Annotated in this window: 7 protein-coding genes; all 7 read right to left on the bottom strand. The window is 60.2% G+C overall.

The annotated features are described in order from the left end of the window. Positions 1–221 precede the first annotated feature (221 nt). Genes ACFODV_RS01570 through ACFODV_RS01600 form a run of 7 tightly spaced genes read right to left on the bottom strand, consistent with a single transcriptional unit; the run spans position 222 to position 19,363 of the window. Positions 222–4,415: a HEAT repeat domain-containing protein gene (locus ACFODV_RS01570; RefSeq protein ID WP_379753596.1), complete on the bottom strand. Its 4,194-nt coding sequence runs from the start codon at positions 4,413–4,415 to the stop codon at positions 222–224. Continuing rightward, the gene (locus ACFODV_RS01575) at positions 4,412–9,679 is read right to left on the bottom strand and encodes a hypothetical protein (RefSeq protein ID WP_379753599.1); all 5,268 of its coding nucleotides are present in this window, start codon (positions 9,677–9,679) and stop codon (positions 4,412–4,414) included. Before ACFODV_RS01575 ends, ACFODV_RS01570 begins: the two co-directional genes overlap by 4 nt. Beyond that, a complete protein-coding gene (locus ACFODV_RS01580; protein ID WP_379753602.1) occupies positions 9,676–10,563 on the bottom strand; it encodes a hypothetical protein in 888 nt (295 codons plus the stop codon). Before ACFODV_RS01580 ends, ACFODV_RS01575 begins: the two co-directional genes overlap by 4 nt. 14 nt (positions 10,564–10,577) lie before the next feature. Next, positions 10,578–13,058: a hypothetical protein gene (locus ACFODV_RS01585; protein ID WP_379753604.1), complete on the bottom strand. Its 2,481-nt coding sequence runs from the start codon at positions 13,056–13,058 to the stop codon at positions 10,578–10,580. Continuing rightward, the gene (locus ACFODV_RS01590; protein ID WP_379753607.1) at positions 13,055–16,267 is read right to left on the bottom strand and encodes a poly-gamma-glutamate biosynthesis protein PgsC/CapC; all 3,213 of its coding nucleotides are present in this window, start codon (positions 16,265–16,267) and stop codon (positions 13,055–13,057) included. Before ACFODV_RS01590 ends, ACFODV_RS01585 begins: the two co-directional genes overlap by 4 nt. Continuing rightward, a complete protein-coding gene (locus ACFODV_RS01595; protein WP_379753610.1) occupies positions 16,267–16,650 on the bottom strand; it encodes a response regulator in 384 nt (127 codons plus the stop codon). The genes ACFODV_RS01590 and ACFODV_RS01595 overlap by 1 nt, the downstream gene beginning before the upstream one ends. After that, a complete protein-coding gene (locus tag ACFODV_RS01600) occupies positions 16,625–19,363 on the bottom strand; it encodes a CHASE2 domain-containing protein (RefSeq protein WP_379753613.1) in 2,739 nt (912 codons plus the stop codon). The genes ACFODV_RS01595 and ACFODV_RS01600 overlap by 26 nt, the downstream gene beginning before the upstream one ends. Between the last annotated feature and the right edge of the window lie 29 nt (positions 19,364–19,392).

Below are 19,392 nucleotides of genomic sequence, written 5' to 3' on the forward strand. Positions count from 1 at the left end.
GCGCCATTCATGTCCTGTCACTGCCCCCACCGGCCTGAGTGTTTCAGCATGGAGTGGCAGGAGGCATGGAAAGCTGACCGTCAAGCCGCCCAAAAAGCACACACGGCCATCGGCTCACACAGAGGCCCTCCAATGCAAAAATCCAGATATGTCTTATTACAGACCCAGGCTCTGGTCCAGCGGTCTTCTCAGCGGGATTTCCCCTCGTACTAAGATTTCTTTCAACGTTTGACCAGCCAGCCCCCCTTCTGCCGCTTGGTCAGATACTGCAACTCATCGGCAGCCCGAGCCGTGCTGATGCGCTTCGTCACCATGTCGCGATAGATACAATCAGCCTTGCGTCGGCGACGCACGGCATCACCCACGTCGAGGAACTTCTCCACCCAGGACACAACGGCCAGCCATAAACCCTCAGACGGCTCGCTCGGCGATTGGCCTTCCTCTTCCGCGGGCTTGTTTCTGCTTTCGAGGTTGGCGGCAATCAGCCGCAACTCCGCCTGAAAGCTTTCGCTCTGGGCCACTGGCAGCTCACGCGCACGGCGCAGCAGATTCTGCATGTACTCGGACGAGAGCAGGCCATATTCCTGAAAGCTGGCCAGAAACTGAAGACCACGTGTGGCTTCCCCGCGGTTGCCATTCAACATCATCTCCCCCGCTGCGTGAATCTTGTCCCAGGCCTGCCAGCGGTAGACCCAGTCAAGCCCCGGGCCCTTGATGTTCTGCATGCCGAGTATGCGGTTGGTGTAGCCCGGCGGGGTCTGATCGCAGATCAGGTTGACCAGCTGCTCACCGGTCACGAAGGGCGAGCGCACGATCTCGATGCGGCGTCTGAACCACGTCCAGAGCAGGTCTCGAACCTGATTGTCGAGGGCCTCCGAAGGAGCAGGCTCCTGGGCGATGCGGAGCTCAAGTTCGCTGAACATCTGCCATTCCCGATAACAGGTCAGATGATGAGCAAGAATCGTCTCGAGATGGCGGGATAGCGAGCCTCCCCCCCGGCCGTGCGCATTTTCTAGCTCGGGCTCCTGCTTTGCGAGGCCTTTCAGGTAGTCACCGGGGTCAGCAAGGTGGTCTGCAAGCACCTGAGTGTCATGGGCCAGCCCCAGGCCTTCTAGCATGGCCGAAAGCCTACCCAACACCGCTTCTTCGGTGACGCAAACCCGTAGGTGCCTGGCAAGGCGATGCCATTCAACAGACGGATCGGGGGTGTCCTGGGAGCGCGGCCAAAGCGTCGTTTCTTCTCGGCGTTCCTGCCAGGACTCCTCGATGTAGCCCATCAGGCCCTCGAGATTGGTGCCGATGAGAAAGTGACGATCCGCGCTGATGTCATTGACCAGGATGTCGGCGAACACCCGCGAGCGAGCCACCCGATCGGCCCGGTTATTGATCACCGTCGAGACCCAGACACCCGGCTCGGCCTCCGGGTCCTGCTTGTCGAATCCCAGCCGGTTCCAGTTGCCCAGCGCCCCCAGGCGCTCATTGGCCGACATGCCATTGGTGAACTGCAACTTGCGCCCCCGAGCATGGGCCAGTGGATAGACCTTGAGCACACCGAGATCGAGAATCACGTGGTCGGCCATGGCCTTGAGCGCAAATAGATGGGGAATATCGAACTCGTCGGCCATTCGCAGCACCAGCGCGATATTGGTGGGATGCTCCTCGTAGGGAAAACGGGAAAGGGTGTCGCCGGGCAAGAGCTCGGATTCGATCCAGCCAATGTGGTAACACTTCGTGCCGAGTTTCCAAGCGGCCTGCTGCAGAATAGGCAGCATCTCCGCCTCGCTGGTGATCAGGGTGGAGTTTCGAGGGATGAACTCGGTCATGACAATCGGGATATCGATGCCCGCCGGGCCCTGGATATCCTCGTGGTCGGGGTAGGTATTGGTGATGGTGGATATATCGTCGCGCATCCACTGCTTCTGGAGGATGCGCACATAGGAGGGCGTCAGCCCCATGCACTCCCAGAGAAACACGTCAGCGTCGAGTTTTCTGGACAGCTTCACCAGGTCCGCCTGCTCCCAGATAGTCGCCTTGTCATAAGGCCGGAACAGGAACATCTCCTGAAGATCGCGGTGACTGTAGCCGTGCAAAAACATTGCCTCGCACCCCGTGGTCTTGGAGATCACATGAAAGCCGAGACCGTTAAACAGAGCGGCCTTGAGGCGTTCGGTGCCCGATTTTCCCCGGGTTCCCCAACCGCCGATCACCAATGGCAACTGATTGCGGGCACGACGCGTGGTCAGGTTGACATAGACATGCCGCCCGACGAACAAGGCCAGCATGCCGGCCAGAAAGACACTCAACTGACGAAGGGTATTCTGGTATACGGAAACGAAGTAGTCCGTGTACTCCTGCCACCAGCTGAGGAGCAGGGGCGGGAAGACAATAGCGGGAAAGAACCGCTGCACCGCCGGGTCGGCGGGCAATGGCCTGGCCTCAGGGTCGGTATGGGTGCGAAAACCAACCTGGAAACCCAGCGCCTGAAGCGCCGTCATGTAGCCATTCGGGGCCCCGCCGCTGTCGGCTTCCCAGTTGCGCAGCCGGGCGTACTGGGCAAACCGGAAGGTGAGCTTGAGTCGCGCGCGCAGGCGAGAGAAAAGCCCGCTTGGAGGCGTGATTTCGGTCACACCCTCGCTCGTGTAGAGCTTCATTGGCCGAGTCGGCCAGGACTGATCCAGGCTGGATATCACCTGGTCCACCAGGGGCAGGTAGGGGCGCCACCCGTCCTCGTCGCTCATGTGCAGGGGCTCCCCGGGCACTTTGGTGGGACTCAGCTCCGACATCCTCGCAGAGGGCACCTGCAAGAGGCCATAGTAGACTCGCCCGATGGTGTGATGGCCTGCCTGGCGCTTGTCTGGCGAGGAATGCATGAGCTCATACCAGGCCCGCCAGAGCCGAAAACGAAATCGCTCCCAGCGCTGAAACGAGAGCTTGCCAGAGCTACGACTGGCATCCAGGCCGAAATTGTCTTGCGTGAGCGCGCTCAATACGCGACCCAGGCGGTCATCGTCCACCTCATCAGACACTTCAAGACGTCGGCGCTTGCGCACCGGGGCCTTTTCAAGCCGGATACGCAGCGCCTGGTGAAGGCGTCGCGCCTCGGGGTCAGCCATGCACCAGAGGGTTTCGCGTGCCTGAGCTGCCCAGCGCCTCACGCGCAGGTCGTCAGCCTCGGTATGCAGCGCCGTGAGAACCGCAAAGCCGACCTTTGACCACTGCTCGAGTGCCGCCTCCTCGTTTTTCTCAAGCAGGATGGCCGCGATGGCCGGAATACTGTGGCAATACAGGCGCAGGGTAATGGGCTTGCTTTCATTGCGGGCGCCACGCTGGACAAGCTCCCGACTGAAACCAAGGTAGGCAACATCGCTCTCGACCAGCCGGATCAGCGCATGGACGCTATAACCGCGAACTTCCCTGGCAGTATCCTCCAGAGCAAGGGCCAGCAGATGACGCTCAAGCGAAACCGGGCGCAGCTTGACCAGCAGGTCAATCAGTGCCTGGCGCACCGTAGGGCTGGGGTCATGCAGAACCGACTCAAGCAGAGCCTCGAGTCGCGGATCATCAGGATGTTCGCCAAGCAACTGCACCGCATGCTGACGGACGAAGAAGTCATCACCCTCGGCCGCACGAGTCAGGCGACGCTGGATGATGTCCACAACCGCGGGGTACCCCAGTACGCTCAGCAGCGACAGTGCCTCGGTCTGGAGCCAGACCGGCTGGCGGTGATCCATCGCCAGCCGATAGCAGTAATTCAGGGTGCTGTCGCCCAGGTAGCGGCCTCGGCCTTCGGCAGGCAGCGCTCGGGCAACGCGGGACAGACCATGAAACGCAGCAAGGCGAACGCGAAGATCACCGTCGTAGGCAAGAAGGTCGCCGATGCCCGTCTCAAGATCGAGCTGGCGCCAGCGCTGGATGCCCTCCTCCGGTGCCACCGATTCAGCACCCATGTAGATCGACCCCAACACCCCCAGTCGCTCCAGGCTGAAGCTAAGGTGGCGTTCGCAATCGGCGAACTGTTTCTGGTAGCGCTCGCTGACAGCATCAGGGCCAAACCAGCGACCGAAGGCGCGACGATCCCCCAGCAGCTGGCGCCGTCCGGCTCCCAGGGTGCGGGCATAGTCGAGCACATGCCCGCGGATCTCGTCTTCCGAGCCGGCACTGGCGAGCCTGGCCGTGAACTCATGATGATTGGCATGCAGACGGACTATCTCCCGCCGCTGCGCCTCGATCCAGTCCAACAGGGTACCCAGAAGCGCGCGGCACAAGGCGTCAAGGTCATCCTTGGGCAGGCGACGATCGCTTTGGCGACAAAAGCTGAGGATGGCGGCGATCTGGCGTCGATTCACACGTTGCCAGGGAGCGGAGAGCCCCTCGGTCAAAAGGGCTTCAGGCTGGAGATTGGCATTAAACTTCATGGGTAGACCGGATCCAGACGGTTGGTTTCGACAAGCGCTCGCTGCTGGGCGCGTCGAAGGGGCAGAAAGTCGAGTTCATCCGGGCGTCTGGCCGGACTCAGGCGCCCCGCATTGGCCTCGTAACCCACTCTCAGTCGCCAGCCGACGTCACTGCGATCGATATCGTAGTTGGCCTCGGCGCGCAGGGTCAGGGCATTGGCGCCAGCATCAAAGCTCAGCAGGTTGCCGCCCAAGAAGATCCGTTTGCGATCAAGGCTCGAGATACGGTCATCGTCGTTGAAGTAACGGCGCCAGCGCATGCCCGCCTCCCCCACCACGGAACCGAACAGCTGCCTCGCGGCTGCAGTAACCTCCAGATGGTCAGGATCGAAGGGATTGAGCGACGCGTTGCTGACCAGGGCCCCCTCGAGATAGACGCGCTGATCCAGATGGGGTGTCCAGGTAAGGCGATCGGCAAGCACGAGACTTCGCTGATGATCGCGTTTGTAAGGGGAAAAGACATCCGGATCCAGCGCCGACAAGGCCGTCGCGGGTACCGAATCCAGACTCAGCCAGCGCTGATTCAGGGTAATGCCAGGTTCGTGTCTGAGCCGGGGCGAGAGTTGATAGGTCCGTTCGAGGCTTGTCTGGACCCGTGCCGACCAGTGATTCTCACCATCCAGGTCCTCGACATTCCCGGGCTGAAGATACGCCTCGCCGAAGAATCCGAGCTGCCAATCGCTTTCCGCAGGGTAGACATCCACCCACTGCCTTACGCCCAGAACGTCCTGACCCTCGAATCGGCGCAGGAGCACGTCGCTGCGACTGAAGAGCCGCCTGTGCTGCTGTCGGAATCGGTAGCTGACACCGACCTCCATCGCACTTGCTCCCTGGGCGGGCATCAGGTCCTCTTCGCTAGCACTGACGCGTTCGACAAGGTCCAGGTAGCCCCCCCAGCTGCTCAGGTCTGTACCGGCGGGGTAGCGATCTTCCGGCTTCCATGCCACGGGTTCGAGAGGTGCCGAGGGCGATGAAGGCCCCGTGGCAGGAGCGGCAAGGCTTGCCTTGGTCATTCCCGGCTCGAGTGGCCTGGCCTCCGGTATCTGACGCAAGACATGCAGGCGATAGTAGCGATCTTCGCTATCCCCTGCTTCAAAAGTCAGGGCCTGCCAGCCCGCGTTCACATATCGATACTGTGTCGAGCCAGTGTCCGAGCGATTGTCTGGCTGCCACTCATCCACCCTTACCCAGGCAGGCCCCTGGACATAAAAGCTCGCTGGTTGGTCCGGCGCGGCAATGTGGTAGGTACGCGTCTCGTCCTCGAGCAGCGGTGCCAAGCCCTCAGTCCGAGAAATTCGAGCGGTAACGAATTGCTGCTGTCGAGGCTCTCTGAGCCACAGCCGCAGGGCGTGCTCTCCTGCCTCAAGGCGAAGTCGTGTCACTGACTCTCTTTCCGACAGGCGGACCATTTGGGGCTGGCGGTCATCCACCTGAATCATCACCTCGGCCGGAATCCTCGCCTCGTGGGGCAACACGCGCTGCGCCAGGCGAATCTCGATAGCCAGTGGATCAGGGGTAAAGAGCTCCACCCCCTCGGTGCCTCTGCCGCTCAACAGCATGGCCGATGCCGGCAATTGGGGTAGCAGGGCCTGGCGCACGCGCCGGAAAGGGGAGTGCATCTCCTGCTGCAGGGGTAACTGACGCACCCCGGCACTCTCGAAACTGCTGCTGATGGGTTCCCAGCCGTAGCCTTGAAGCAGCCGATCGGCTAGCCGGCGGATAGCCGGCACTTCGCTATGCGCCCCGGCCAACTGAGCCAGACGTGCGGTAACCCGTTCGCTGAGATCAGGGTTCTGCTCAAGCTGCCAAAGCAGCGCCACGGCAATGGCATGTGCTGCAGCAGGTGATTCAGGCACGCCGGTATTGGTCGCGATACCTTCCACCTGCACGGCATGGCTTCCCTCGGGCCAACTTCCCGGGCCCACTGCCTGGTCAGGAAATTCAAGTGTTTCAAGAACAGCCTTGAAAGAAAAAGCGTTCAGGGGAACAAGATCAAGGGTATGCAGCCGCGCGAAAGGCAAGACAGCCAACGGCTGGAGTTTTTCGTCGCGCACCCGATGAAACGTCGGCACCGACGCAGATAGAAAGCCCGTCCTGTCATCAGGCTCCTGCAGCAGATCCTTCAAGGCCAGCGGCGTCAGCGGTGGAAGCACCGCCCAATGTTGGGTTGGCTGCCATTGCCACAGTTGAGTCAAATAGTCGTGGTCCTGGGGCCGTAGGCGAACATGGTGCAGGCCGGCGGGTATCTCGATCAGGATGTCATCGCCGGTGGCAGTGTTGATGCCTTGATTGATCAGCGTAAGGTAAGGATTTTCTGCACGGCTGAGAATCGGCGCCTTTAGCCTGGTCATCTGGCCCGAAGCGTTGACGAGTTCAGCGACAAGCCAATCCATCTCTCCCGCCTCCCGGGATACCCTTGCCACTTGACGAAGTTGGACACGCATTACCGTTGGCCCCACCACGTCGAGTTCCAGTGGTGCGTCAGCGTTGGCATGCGGTAAGGCGAGGGGCTTTCGCGTAATTTCACTGAACAACGTCGAGAAGCCTTGGCTACTCTCGAGACGGTTGCCGAGAGACACCCAGTCGAAGTCCTGCTGAGGCGACAGCGACCAGGCAATCCAGCGCTGGATTCCCGCCAGGCGACGCTTACTATCCGGGCTTTCGAGGTCGCGAGCGATATCCTCGGCCTCGCGTATACGGTTGATTCGTGAAAGGCCTGCTTCCCCGGCTCTCTGCCAGTGCTGCATGGCCTGGGCGGTATCTCCCTGGCGCGCCGCCAGATCGCCGTTGCGAAGCGCCTGGTCTGGCCCCCTCTGCGCCGTATCCAACCAGCCGGCTTCGTGTGCCGCCCCCTGCAGCCAGTCTGGCATCGGCGATTGGTGAGCGACCAGCAGGCCAAGCTGAGTTGCCCATAGGGAATCGCCGGCGCGATGCAGTGCCTTGCCGAGAGGATCGAGAAGCGCCCTGTCGCCTTCATGCAAAAAGCGTGCGGCCAGCAGACTAACCTGACTTCCCCAGCGCTGGGTCCTGGCGTAATCCGTCAAAAGGTCATCGCTTGCCAGGTTTCTAGTGCTTGCATCAGACGCAAAGACGGCCGTTGCTAGACGCTGGCGCTGCGCCAGGTAATGCTCACCCAGGTTTTCCAGGGCATTCTGTGACAGCCGATAGGCCTCTGGATCCTGACCGTAACCCGCCCTGCCGAGGGCCTCCAGCACGCCGATCCAGTCCGCGCGTTGCGCCTGTGCTCGAGCTCGCTTCAAGCGCTGGTCCAGATTGGCCACTGCCGGCTCAGGACGCTTCGGACTCAGGTCATCCAGATAGGCGGCCTGGGCGGCGTGAAGATAGCGCAGCATCGGATACCACTGATTCTCGAGAGCGTGCGCCGACGACAAGGCAAGGGAAAGCGGCGTCGTTCCGGGATTCGGGGCCACTTCAAGTGCCTGATGCAGGCGAGCGACAATGGAACGGGAAGGCGTCTCTTCCAGGAGAGTGCGATAGGCCCTCTCGTCGGCCTCATAGGGTTGGCTTGCCCGGTACTGAAGCGACACCGGAAGCGTAGCGTCGCTCCAGACACGCACCTCGTCGACATCAGCAGGCAGAGGCAACATCACGGTGGCCGTCGGCCAGTAATGGCCGGCCTCGCGTTGTGCCGTGAAATTACCCCCGAGGGTCGGATGCACCAACGACGTACCTTGCACGTGGCCTTGTGAATGAGCGTGTGCCCGAACCTGCGATAGCACAGCATCCTCGGGTGTAGGCAGATCACTCCGCAATGCAGAGTTTGTGAGTCTGAGCCGTTGCGGTATTGCATCGTCATATTGAACCCACAACTCCACAGCTTTCACGGGGCTAAGACGTGCGACGGAAAGGCGTAGGCGTGAAGGCCCGAAGCGAGCCGGCAGCGGGTAGCTCAGAGGTTCTTTCGCCAATTCGACGAAGAGGCCACGGCCCAGACGGTCGAGCACGTTTTCACCCAGGTAGTAGTCCTCATCGGCCTCGAGTTCCAGCGGGCTTGTCGTGGCGAACCAGGCGGTGTCTAACGCCAGAGGTTCAGTACCAGCGTCGGGGAATAGATTGCGAAAAAAGCGCTGGCTTCGCTCAATGTCATCAGCAAGAGCCTGCCTTGCCGGCTGCCGCCTGGCACCGGGCCAGGCCGGCGAGTCCTGCTCGAGATAGCCCTGTTCTAGAAAGCCCTGTTCTAGAAAGCCCAGGGCGATATCCGCGGCACCGTCGAGATGATTCGACTGACGCAGGGCGTCCACTTCCTCGAGGGTCTTGCCAGTTGCCCTGAGAGGTTCGTCGAGTAACGCCTGGGTAAGATCGGCAGTCGTCGGTTCGGGTTCGTTAAAAGTCAGAAAGTAGCCCCCTTCGGCCTGCTCGATTCTTGCCAGCAGCGCCAGGGATGCCTTGAGTCTGAGGCGGTGCTCACCCTCGGGAATTGTCAGATAGCGCCGGTCCATGCCGCCATGCAGCTCAGACGTACCTACTTCCTGATAGAGGGTGCTGACCTGCGTTCGCTCGATGCTGATCTGCTTCCAATGGGTCCCATCCAGGCTCCAGCTCAGAGAATACTGCTGCTGATGTTCCACACCTTCGGCCGGCCGACTGACAAGCGCGAGCACCACCGGGCCTTCGACGTCCAACTCGAGAACCTCGTCTCGCCCAAGGCGTTGAACAGCCAGCCGATCGCTACTCTCAGCGGTGAGCTCTAGCTGCTCGAGCCCTCGCTGGCTGCCGTCTTCCCGATAGGGATCTGGTGCATCCACAGGATCGAGCGCAGCGACAAGCAGCCGGCCGCTGAAGGCTGTCTCGGCCTCCAGGCGAGCAAGCAGCGGCGATGGCTTGTCCTTAACATGAAACCACTCATGGCGTTCGGTACCCGGGGTCCAGGATGCCTGCCACCAAAGCTCGCCATCACGGGACAGCCATAGCAAGGGTGGCGCCTGGTCATCATTCAGTTGCAGGCGGAGGTGGCTTTGTTCATCAAGTTCAAAGGTGGCTTCTTCACCGGCATCCAGCACCAGGCGCCTTTTCTCTCTTGAGACCCAGCTTGCAGAATCATCCAACCGCTGCGCCGCCTCCCAGAACAGCCGCGGCGACTGACGTTCGCGCTCGAGTTCAGTGAGCGGGTCTGCCAAGTAAGGATAGGAAGCGGAATCGGGCAGGTCGTCACCGACGGTGGTGAGGGGCAGCGCAGAAGCCAGAATCACGGCAAGCCATCTCATAGGCGAGTCTCCGTTACGCACTGGATGAGGGTATTTCTGGCATCAACGTCTCCGACCAGACGCTTGCGAAGGTCGCTGTCAAGTTCCAGATGCACGAAGCCATCGAAGCCCCGGTTGCGCAGATCGGCAGCCAGGGTGTTGGTGGTGGCGCCCAGTTCCCGGACGTCTCGGGGATAAAGCAGCGCCCGAATATCCAGGCGCTTGGACAGGCAATCCGCCAGCCGGGCCAAGGCCTTGGATGGCTTGCGGCTGCCGTTACTGAGAATGGCATCGGCTTCGCGTCCGGCCCGACTCTTGCGCTTGGCGCGGCTGAAACCGTGCAACTGGAGTATCCGCCCTTCGGTATGCACCTCGGCAAAGGCGCGACTCAGCGCATGAAGGTAGCTGTCGGGTATATGTACCAGGTCGCTGTCATCGCCGTGGTAGCGATGGGTGGTGTTCCATGCCGCCGCCATGGCATTGCTTTCCAGAAAGAGCTGGCGGGCGATGGTGCCGGTGCGCAGATCGTAATACTGGTGTGGCGCCTGAATCAGAACCGGCTCACCGCCCTGGATACGAGCGGCATAGAGGCCGCGGCCAAGGCGCTCGCCCTCTTTTTCGGTCAGCACGACGACATCAGGTTGAGACAAGGCAACCGGCTCGAAGCCAGGAACATTAAGGACAGTGGTCGCGAAACCACGTGCCGCCTCTAGGCGGTCATCCGCGGCTAGCCAGTATCCAAAACCCTTCTGAGCCTGAACGATAGTCTGCGTCTCCGGCACGGCGTAGTCCTCGCTTCGGGATTGCTCCAGCAATGTATCGAGAGTCGTAGCCGACGCGGAGCCCATTGTCATCACGCAGGAAATCAGCAACAACGCTGCCAGCATCGGCATTTTCTTACTCATCAAGACTCCTTCAATCACTCTTCCCCCTCGCGAAAGCTGCGTGTCCGCTCGTAGTCCCCAGGCAGGACTTCGTGGAAAACCAGGTAGCCCGGGACTCCGCTCTCAAGCGAAAACTCTACCGCCACAGGACCATCGGGCAGATCGGTGCCCAGATCGATCAGGATCGGCTGACCATGGGCAAGACGCTCGCGTTGTTGATCGAGCACATATCCGACTCCCGCCTCCTTGTCGGTGGGCGTTATCTGATAGAGACGCTCGAGATGCGTCCACTCCTTGGTGGGCCCTCCTTTTGGGGCAGCGGCAATGATACGCACGCGAACCGTGCTTGCGGCCCCTGATTCGCCGAGCGAATAGAAACGTGCCCCCACAAGCTGACCGTCTTGACGCTTGTCGACGGGATAACGCAGTGATTCCCCATCCAGGCGAAAGGCCATTCGTCGCAGATAGCCCGCTTCATCGGGATAGCGGTAGTTCATCAGCCAGGTTCCCGAGGTACTGGCATCAAGCACGACCTCATGCAGGCCCGGCGAGACCGGCGGCAGGTTGATATAACCGCGCCTGCCGATCAGCTCTTGTCGCACCGTTCTTCCGTCGATCGCAACGCGCAAGGTGAAGGGGGTTGAGTCGTCGCGTAAATAAATCAGCTGGGGCTCGAGCCGGCGAGAAACGCCGGGAGCGGCGATTTCCACCGTCTGGGTGCCTGGCTGTAGAGGCTGGAAGTAGGCGGGAAGCCCGCTGGGACGAAGCCGTTCCTCGCCGCGCAACGGAACCAGGAGACGGGCGCCGCGAGCAGCGAGCTGGGGCTCGAGAGCCTCCCACTGGTAGCGCCCGGCCAGAAGCTCGGGGTCGCGTTCGGGGGGACGTGACTGGATATGCAGCACCAGGCTGGTTTCTGGCGAAGTGTTCCCTGATGGCTCTTTTTTGTCTGAAGGCTCTTCTTGCGCTGAGCCCTCCAGTGGTGCCTCAGCCTCGAGCGGCTGCAGGATAAACCAGCTCGGCTGGCCCGAATCGCCACGCCAGGCGTAGTAGTCCACGGGCACCCTAGTGCGGTGAGGCAAGTTGTCGGGACGCGTATAGGCATTGGCAAGCAGGCGCTGCTGGCTGGTCAACTCGAGCCGTACTGCTTCGGGAGGCAGACGCAAAAAGAAGCTGGCCGGCTCGGAAAGATCCGCTATGGGCTGAGTATCGGCCACCCGATCAATCATCGATGGCAACACGTTGGCCTCGAGCGCTCCCTGATCCACTGTCCTGCCCTGGTCATCAAGTACCCGGTATTCGGCCTGAAGGGCCTTCTCCACCAGCAAAGGCTCACCGTCCCCGTAGGCGCGCAGGTCAAGACGCAGGGAAGTGCGAACTTCGTCCCCGGGCAGGATCTGGAAACGTACCGGAAAGTCAGAACCTATACGCCAAGTACGAAGATAGCGAATCTCGGGTAGTGAGCTTTGCTCTGGTTTTTCGACTGGCCGGATATCGAGCATGCCTGGCTGATTCGGGATGACAACCAGCAGCCCCGGAGAAAGGCTCAGTTCACTTGACGGTGGCTCTCCTGTGAGTACGGCATGTTCCTCTCGGGGTTCCTCCAACAGCTCGGTAACATGACGCAGGGCAAGTTCGGGCGTCAGGTCATCGTTTATTAAAAGCGGCGTGAACTGGATGCGGTAGCTGCCTGCCGCTTCGATGGGCAGAACACCCAGTCGCTGCGGCCCTGCATAGAGCCCGGGGGCGCGGGGCATCCGCTCAGGGTCCATAAGGGCCTCGGCCCCCTGGATGCTGAACAGGCTGCCCTGGGCCGGATTGGTGCCCAGCGGCCCTACTGGCTGCCACTGGCGCTCCAAGAGGTTCAGCTGCTCCTGGCGGGTCAAGAGTTCAGGTGGGTAAATAGCGCCCTGCGCCAAGCGCAGCTTTTGAGTCTGGCTCAGCCGCTCCCAGGCAACGTTCGCTCGCCTCTCGCTCATGCGCTCCTCGTAGTAGACGCGCACGGCGACATTCCCGAGCGGTGGCCTGAGCGGTTTGAGGCGCAGACGGATATAGGCCGTTCCTGGCAACGCATCCAGCTGCAAGTTAAAGGATTGACCAGTCGCCACGGCAAGGTCCCGGTCAGTATAGAGGTTGGGTGATACCGCCACCCCATCCTTGATAAGTGGCTGGGGCAGATGTGATTCCTGGGTATAGACTCCCACATGCAGAGGGTTTCTGTTGCCGTCCAGAAGCTCATATTCCAGCGCATAGCGCAGGGGGACTTCCCGCTCGGTATCGGGGTCGGCACCGGCATGGGTTAGAATCCGCAAACGCTCGGCCTGGCCGATGATGGGGAAGGTCAGCCACTCGTTCTCTGGAAGGAAGTAGACCGTCGAAGAGCGAGCGGTCAAGTCGAGCTGCTCCACAATGGCAGGTGCCGGAGGCGGCACTTGAAACAGCGAGCGTAAAGGCTGGTAGAGAAAGGAGGCCGCGACGGCGAACAACAGCAAAAACAGTAGACGACCTAGAATTCTCATTCCCCGCCTCCCGGACGTATAAGAAAGGCTCGGCGGGCGATGAAGTCTTCGAGCTCATCGCCCAAGCGTCCTGGGGCCAACTCGATAATGTCGCGACTCAGCGGATTCAGGTTGGCAATGGCCAGAATGGATCGGGCATCGTCCGCTTCCGTTACCAGCAGAAAAGCCTGGCGGGAGTCGGGATCCAGCACGCGATAGAGGCGGTACCCCTTATGTTGCAGAGATCGCAGGGCAACGATATCGCTGGTCTCCACATGATGCTCAAGCAGAGACTGAATGCCTTCGGGAAGCGGCATCTGTGCCAGACCATGCCGCTCGACCTGCTTGGCCAGTGGTTCGCTCAGGGTATCTATTTCAAGAGCCTGAAACTTTAGCTGCTGCTGGCGATCGTCGGATGGCAACTCGAACGCACGCCGGGCGGAAGGCGCGATCCAGGCGGTGGCGAAATCCGTGTTGCGGGTGGCCGCAAGGTAGCGGGTCTGGGCGCTGGTCCCCACCTCGTAGCCGGCTGTCTCCTCCTCGCCGAGCACTTCCTCGGGGGCTAGCCCCATGGTCTCTAAAGAATCGCGCAGACGTTCACGCAATGGCAGTGGCGCGGCGTCGGGACGCAGGCCATCCTCGAAGGCCAGAAGGCTCGGCGCCCGAGTGCTGGCCTGCTCGCCCATGCCACGTACCTGAGTGATCAGTAGAGGCGCTCCCTCTGCTTCACGCACAAAGACCTGATGAAAGAGATTGAACAGGCTGCGCGGGTTGCGGGGATTCAGCACATCGGAGCCTACTGCGGCATCAAGGAAAGGGTGACTGCCGGCGATAAGAAGCGCGCCAGCGTCGAGTGTCTGGAACAGCAAAGTACCCGCCTCCAGAGTATTTTTCTCGTAACGTGGCCGAGGTATCTGGACAAGATGGGACGACGTCAAGCCGGGGCCTATCACGAACGTGCCCCAGGGCTGGGAAGGGGTCGCGTCCTGGGTATTTTCCAAAATCAGGTAGTCCTGATCCCGTGACCTGTCATGAAAGCGGGAAACACGATAGCCAAGGCCACGAGCAAGATCATTGAGATAGCGCAGCTCATTCAGCGCATCCTCGGACCAGGCTAGCTGGGGTCCGCTCACAGCAAGCTCGAGCAGCGGGCTAAGCACCTCGAGATCGAGAAACAGCAATTCGTTGAGATTGGGCTGGCGAAAGCCAAGGCCTGCGGTTTCGCGGGTCACAGCAGTTCGTTCAAGCAGGTAGTCGCTCAGGGCACCTTCCTGAGACACCAGGGGGCTCGGGGTCGCCCCTTGGCTGTGGCTGCGGGCCAGTAAGGGGCGCAGTGAGTCCGGATTCAGATAGAGCTCGGCAAAGCCACTGCGTGTTCGCTCGCGCTGTACATTAGGAATGGCGGGCGAATCCCAGCGCAGGACCACATCCCCAAGAAGCCTTTCTAGGGACTGCAGCTTAAGGTCTGCCGGTAACTGATGCTTTACCAGCAGTTGGCTTTGCATGGCGAGAAGATTCGAGGTCTCGGGTACGCGACCACCGAGAAGCTCGCGTGCTGCCAGCCGGGTGATTAACCGCACCTGGAGCGCATTGCGCGAGCCGAATGTCTGGTGGAACTGGTGAAAGAAGGTCCCGGGGTTGCGCGTGACGTCAATGCTGCCGGCGGTGCTTTCGCGCAGGCGCACGCTGCTAACGGCGAGGGCTGCAGCCTGCTGATCACGAAATAACGCCAGCCCCGCCTCGGTAATGCCTCGCTCGCCGATGGCCGCGGGTATCTCGACCACCAGACGACTTTCGGGCCGGGTGTCGATGACGAAGGTGCCCCAACCCCGGGGTTCTCCCCTCTCACTAAGGACGAGGTAGCGATCCTCGGCGCGAGAAATAACATAGTTGAGAAGACTGAGCCCGCGCTGGGCCTGCTCGAGCTGCTCTGGCTCTCCTTCGTCTCGGTAATGCTCGAGGGCCGCAAGAGCTTCCTGAAAGCGGGCAAGTTGTGAGCCGCTAGGTTGCGGCAGGTTTTCCCGACCGACCACACCGTAGTCGATCACACGCTGACGCAACAGCACATCATCGAGCGTCGCCTGAGTCTGTGGCGGGGGCACCCGACGCTCGGTCTCGGTGGCATCATCGATCAGCTGTGCCGGTATGAAACTCAACGCAAAGCCCACCACGCTTGCCACCACCACGGCAGTCAGAGAGGTCTGCAGGGTAGCGCGGGTGACGCGGATACCGATGTCCTTGTCGTGAATCTTGAGCGCGAGAAGCGTCGAGATAAGATAGCCGAAGGCAAAGAAGTCGGTGACCTTTATCCAAGGCGCGAAAAACTCGAAGCCGTAGCCTAGCAGCAGCTTGTAAACAAAGCCGACGCTAAAGAAAAAGAACAGCTTTCGGGCTCCGGAAAGGTTGATATTGCCAAAGAAAGGCAGCTTGAGCAGCAGGTGTACCGCTAGCAAGATCACACCCACTTCAGCAAAGGTCAGAAGTAGCTTGCTCGGCTGATACCACTGCAAAGCCAGCAGCGAGGGAATCAATATGCCATTGAACTCCCAGGCATAGTGCAGGTTCATCCGAGAGGCGATGAAGGCCGTGGTCAACAGGATGATGTAGGCTTTAGGGCTTGCGAGGATAGAGCTCGCTATATCCTCGTAGAGGTAGTTCAGGTTGCTGACCGAAAAGTTGGTCAATTCCATCAAGCCAAAACGCACCAGCACGAACGTAGCCCCAAGGGTCACCAGCAACCAGAAGGTGCCGCGCACTAGACCTGGCTTCCAGAAGTTGTTGGCGATCAGCGCCACGATGATGAGGCCGAAGCTGTGAAGGTTATTGGCGTAGTCGAAATCCAGGCCGAAGTTCGCATCGACCCAGGCGCCAAGGCCAGGCAGCCAATAGGCATCGAACACGACCCGCACGATGATGCTTGTCAGCACCAGGGCGAAGAAGCGGTCACGGCCGAAGAAATCGGCAAGGCCCAGATAGCGTCCGCCGAGGGTCGAGACGGCTTGCACCACCAGATAGGTAACCATTCCCTCGCCGATGATCACCGCCACACTCCATGGCTTGATCAGGAGTAATGGCACCAGATAACCGGGGACGACAAGCCCGGCCAGACTCCAGCCGAAACGCAGATTGAAGAAGGCGACTACCGCCACCCCCACCCACACCGTGGTGATGACGGAACTGGCAAGACTGCCCTCAGGAAAGAGGTGAAAAGGCAGTAGATCCCAATTCATTACGCCAGAAGCCCCCTGACCCGGGAGTCGAGAGCCTGGATATCGAGTGGCTTGTGCGCCACGTCATTGGCGCCTGCAGCCTTCAGTTCATCATCGAGCCCCGGGCGCACGGTACCGGTAAGCATCAGGATAGGCTGCTCGAGTTTCTGCTCTTTCCTGAGCCAACGCAGCAAGTATTCACCGTCGAGCTCCGGCATCCACAGATCCAAAATAAACAGGTCCGGCACATTTCCATTGGTCACTTCTTCCATGGCCAGTTTAGCACTGGGCGCATGTGTCACCTGGAAGCCCGCTCGGCGCAACACGACACCAAGAAGCTGCGCCACGTCAGCATCATCGTCAACGAGAAGGATGCGCTTAGGGGGCGTTTGCGAGTTCGTCATCTAATGAAAATCCCGGTAGTTGTATTTCGAAACGTATGCCCTGGCCGATGGCAGTTGTCGCGGTCATCTTGCCGCCCCACAAAGCCACCTGGTTCACGACCTGCCGCAGACGGTGCATGGCTGGAGTAGTGACACGGGCCGTGCCCTGCATGGCAGCCTGTAAACGCTCTTCAGGCATGCCGTAACCAGAATTCTCGAAGATGAAGGTGGTCCAGAAGATATCACCCGCCTGTCTTTCTTCTAGGCTCAGGCGTATCACACCCCCTGGACTTGCATCATCGGCAAGCACCACCACGACGGCATCCAGAGAATTCTCGATCTGTGTCACGTCCACTCGCACAAAAGCATTGAAGGGCGGCCTTTCAAGCTCGAAGGCAAGCTCCCGGGAAGCAAGTCTCGGCGCCCAACGCCTCGCCATATCCTCTGCTAGTACAGTGACGTTGACCGGAAAGTCAGACAACCGGCTGATGTCCTGGACGGAATTAATAATATTTTGAGAGCGAGTCAGGGTCCGCGACATCTGCTGCAGCTTGCGCTCGACCAGCTCACCGAATGCCGCCTTGTCCACTGCTGCCACATCCTCCATGCGACCAAGCTCAGCGGCCAGCAGGGCCGCCTCAAGCTGATTGCGAAGCTCTGCATTGACCTTGTTGCCAAGTTCATCCTTTAGTCTCTCGAGACGGACAAGGTGAGTGACGTCCACCAGCTCAAGCAGAAAGCCGTGTATTCGAAAGGGGATCGCGAACTGGCCCGCGGACTGAACTTCGGGGCTCTTCAAGGGACGAACATTGAGCGAGAAAGCACCCTCCACGCCAGGCAGATTCGCGGCAAAGGTCAGGCTCTCGTCGGTCAGGATCATATGCTGAAGATGTTCTCGAGCCACCGAAAGGGGCATTCCGCCGAGTGTCGATATGGCATCGGCGGCCGTCATGGTAAATACGGAAAGTCCTGAACGCCTGATCAACTCTTCCATCTTGCGATTGACCTGCATCACCTGGCCAAAAAGATCGTAGAGGATAGTGCTGGTGTGCAGGGAGTTGAAAACGTTTTCGAGAAGCGAGAGGCGGCGCTCGAACAACTGTGACACCTCACTCAGAGAATCGTATTCTGACTCAACCGAATCGAGCCGCATCAACCGTCTCCATTGGCTGGCATCGCTGCGCTGGCGGGCTTGCAAAAGTCGACGATGGTAGAGAAGTTCCCCGATCTGATTACTGAAATCCCGCAACAAAGGGAGATACATCGGATTATTCTCGAGAATTTCTTCTGCCACCTCTCCGCATAAAAAGCCCAGCAATTGGCCATTGAATGCTAGCGGAACAATGAACTGGCGACTGCCCGTTAAGGGATCCTTCAAGAACGTCTTGGAAAGCACAATGGGGCCACCCTCTTCCACGGCGGTGGAATACGGTGAGCGCTCCAGATCACGGCGGCGCTCATCGATGTCTTCGATCGAGCAGCGATATGCCTTCACCTCACGCAGATATTTGGCAGAGCCCTGACGCTCGAGCAGGATGGCCCGGTCGAGATTCAGAATCTGGGTGGTCAGCAGAATGATCTGCCCCCAGGGATCCTGGCTTGCATTGAAGTCTGAAGGCAGCAAGCGATCATGCATGCGGCTGCTGCTGGCACGCAGCAACTTTCGAACGGTCGCCGACTCGAGCCGCTGCTCGCGCCGGGAGAGCAGATACCAGAGCAGCAGGTGGAAAGCGATCAGCTCCGCTACCGGCAACACAATGCCAAGTAGATGCAGGCACAACCATCCGGCCACAAGCAAAGTCGTTACGCTACCAATGGCAATACCGAGTGAGCGGCGCACCCCCAGGCGGAAGTACAATATTGCCGCCACCCCCACCACAGCAAATGACAGCAACAGATTCTGCCACCAGTTCGTATGGCGCAGCGGCAATTCCCGCAGCAGGGTATCCACCGTATAGCCTGCATACGCAAGCCGGGAGATATTGGCCTCCTCCGGCAGGGGGGTGAGAAGCGGCGGGTTGGTCGGGTCGAGGCTTCGCCCCACCAGCACCACGCGACCACTGATCAGATCCCGAGTAAGATCACCGCGCAGCACGCGCTCAGCCTGGATCACCGGAAGATAATTCATGCCCGGGCGAAAATCGATCATGAAGGTGTTTTCCGCCACCGCTGCGCCCTGGGCACGGCTGGCGACGGCCGCCTCGGTAGAGAGATAGCGCTCACCCTCATCGATGGCCTGAGGTCTGTGCATGCCCAGGCGATCCAAGGTCTGGGAAGGCGGCAGCGTAAGGACCGAGTTCCCCCCGGATGCCTGCGCGGATGTCTGGCCGATCACCACGCCGGCCTCGAGCAACTTTTCGAGGTTCGTATCGGAAATCTCGGCGGGCTGGTGGAGAAAGCCAATACTGGCGGGTTCGAACTGCTCCAGCCGCTCAACAAGCTCAAACCATTCCGCTTGCTGGCGCTGCTCGAAATCAGCTTCCACCAAGAGCACCTGGGGTGTGGGCCTGTCCACCGGATTGAGGCGGTGGAACTGCCAGTATGCCCAGGCATCGGCGAGCTGGAAGGCGCCCAAGGCACTTGCCAGCCAGATGGCAGCAAGGCTGATCAGGACAATCCAGGGGCCAGCAAGACGCCAGCGATTCAAGGGAGCCAAAAGCATATGCATCAAACCGAAATAAGAGGGTACTGACTCTACTCCGCCAGCAAACGAAATCGTAGGGCGTAAACTCACCAAAAAATGTCATAACTCAAACAATGACT

The sequence above is a fragment of the Halomonas tibetensis genome (assembly GCF_042643535.1).
Taxonomy (GTDB): domain Bacteria; phylum Pseudomonadota; class Gammaproteobacteria; order Pseudomonadales; family Halomonadaceae; genus Halomonas; species Halomonas tibetensis.

Coding starts and splice junctions, on each gene's coding strand:
- ACFODV_RS01570 (WP_379753596.1), bottom strand. CDS start 4,415: ATGAAGTTTAATGCCAATCTCCAGCCTGAAGCCCTTTTGACCGAGGGG.
- ACFODV_RS01585 (WP_379753604.1), bottom strand. CDS start 13,058: ATGAGAATTCTAGGTCGTCTACTGTTTTTGCTGTTGTTCGCCGTCGCG.
- ACFODV_RS01580 (WP_379753602.1), bottom strand. CDS start 10,563: ATGAGTAAGAAAATGCCGATGCTGGCAGCGTTGTTGCTGATTTCCTGC.
- ACFODV_RS01595 (WP_379753610.1), bottom strand. CDS start 16,650: ATGACGAACTCGCAAACGCCCCCTAAGCGCATCCTTCTCGTTGACGAT.
- ACFODV_RS01590 (WP_379753607.1), bottom strand. CDS start 16,267: ATGAATTGGGATCTACTGCCTTTTCACCTCTTTCCTGAGGGCAGTCTT.
- ACFODV_RS01575 (WP_379753599.1), bottom strand. CDS start 9,679: ATGAGATGGCTTGCCGTGATTCTGGCTTCTGCGCTGCCCCTCACCACC.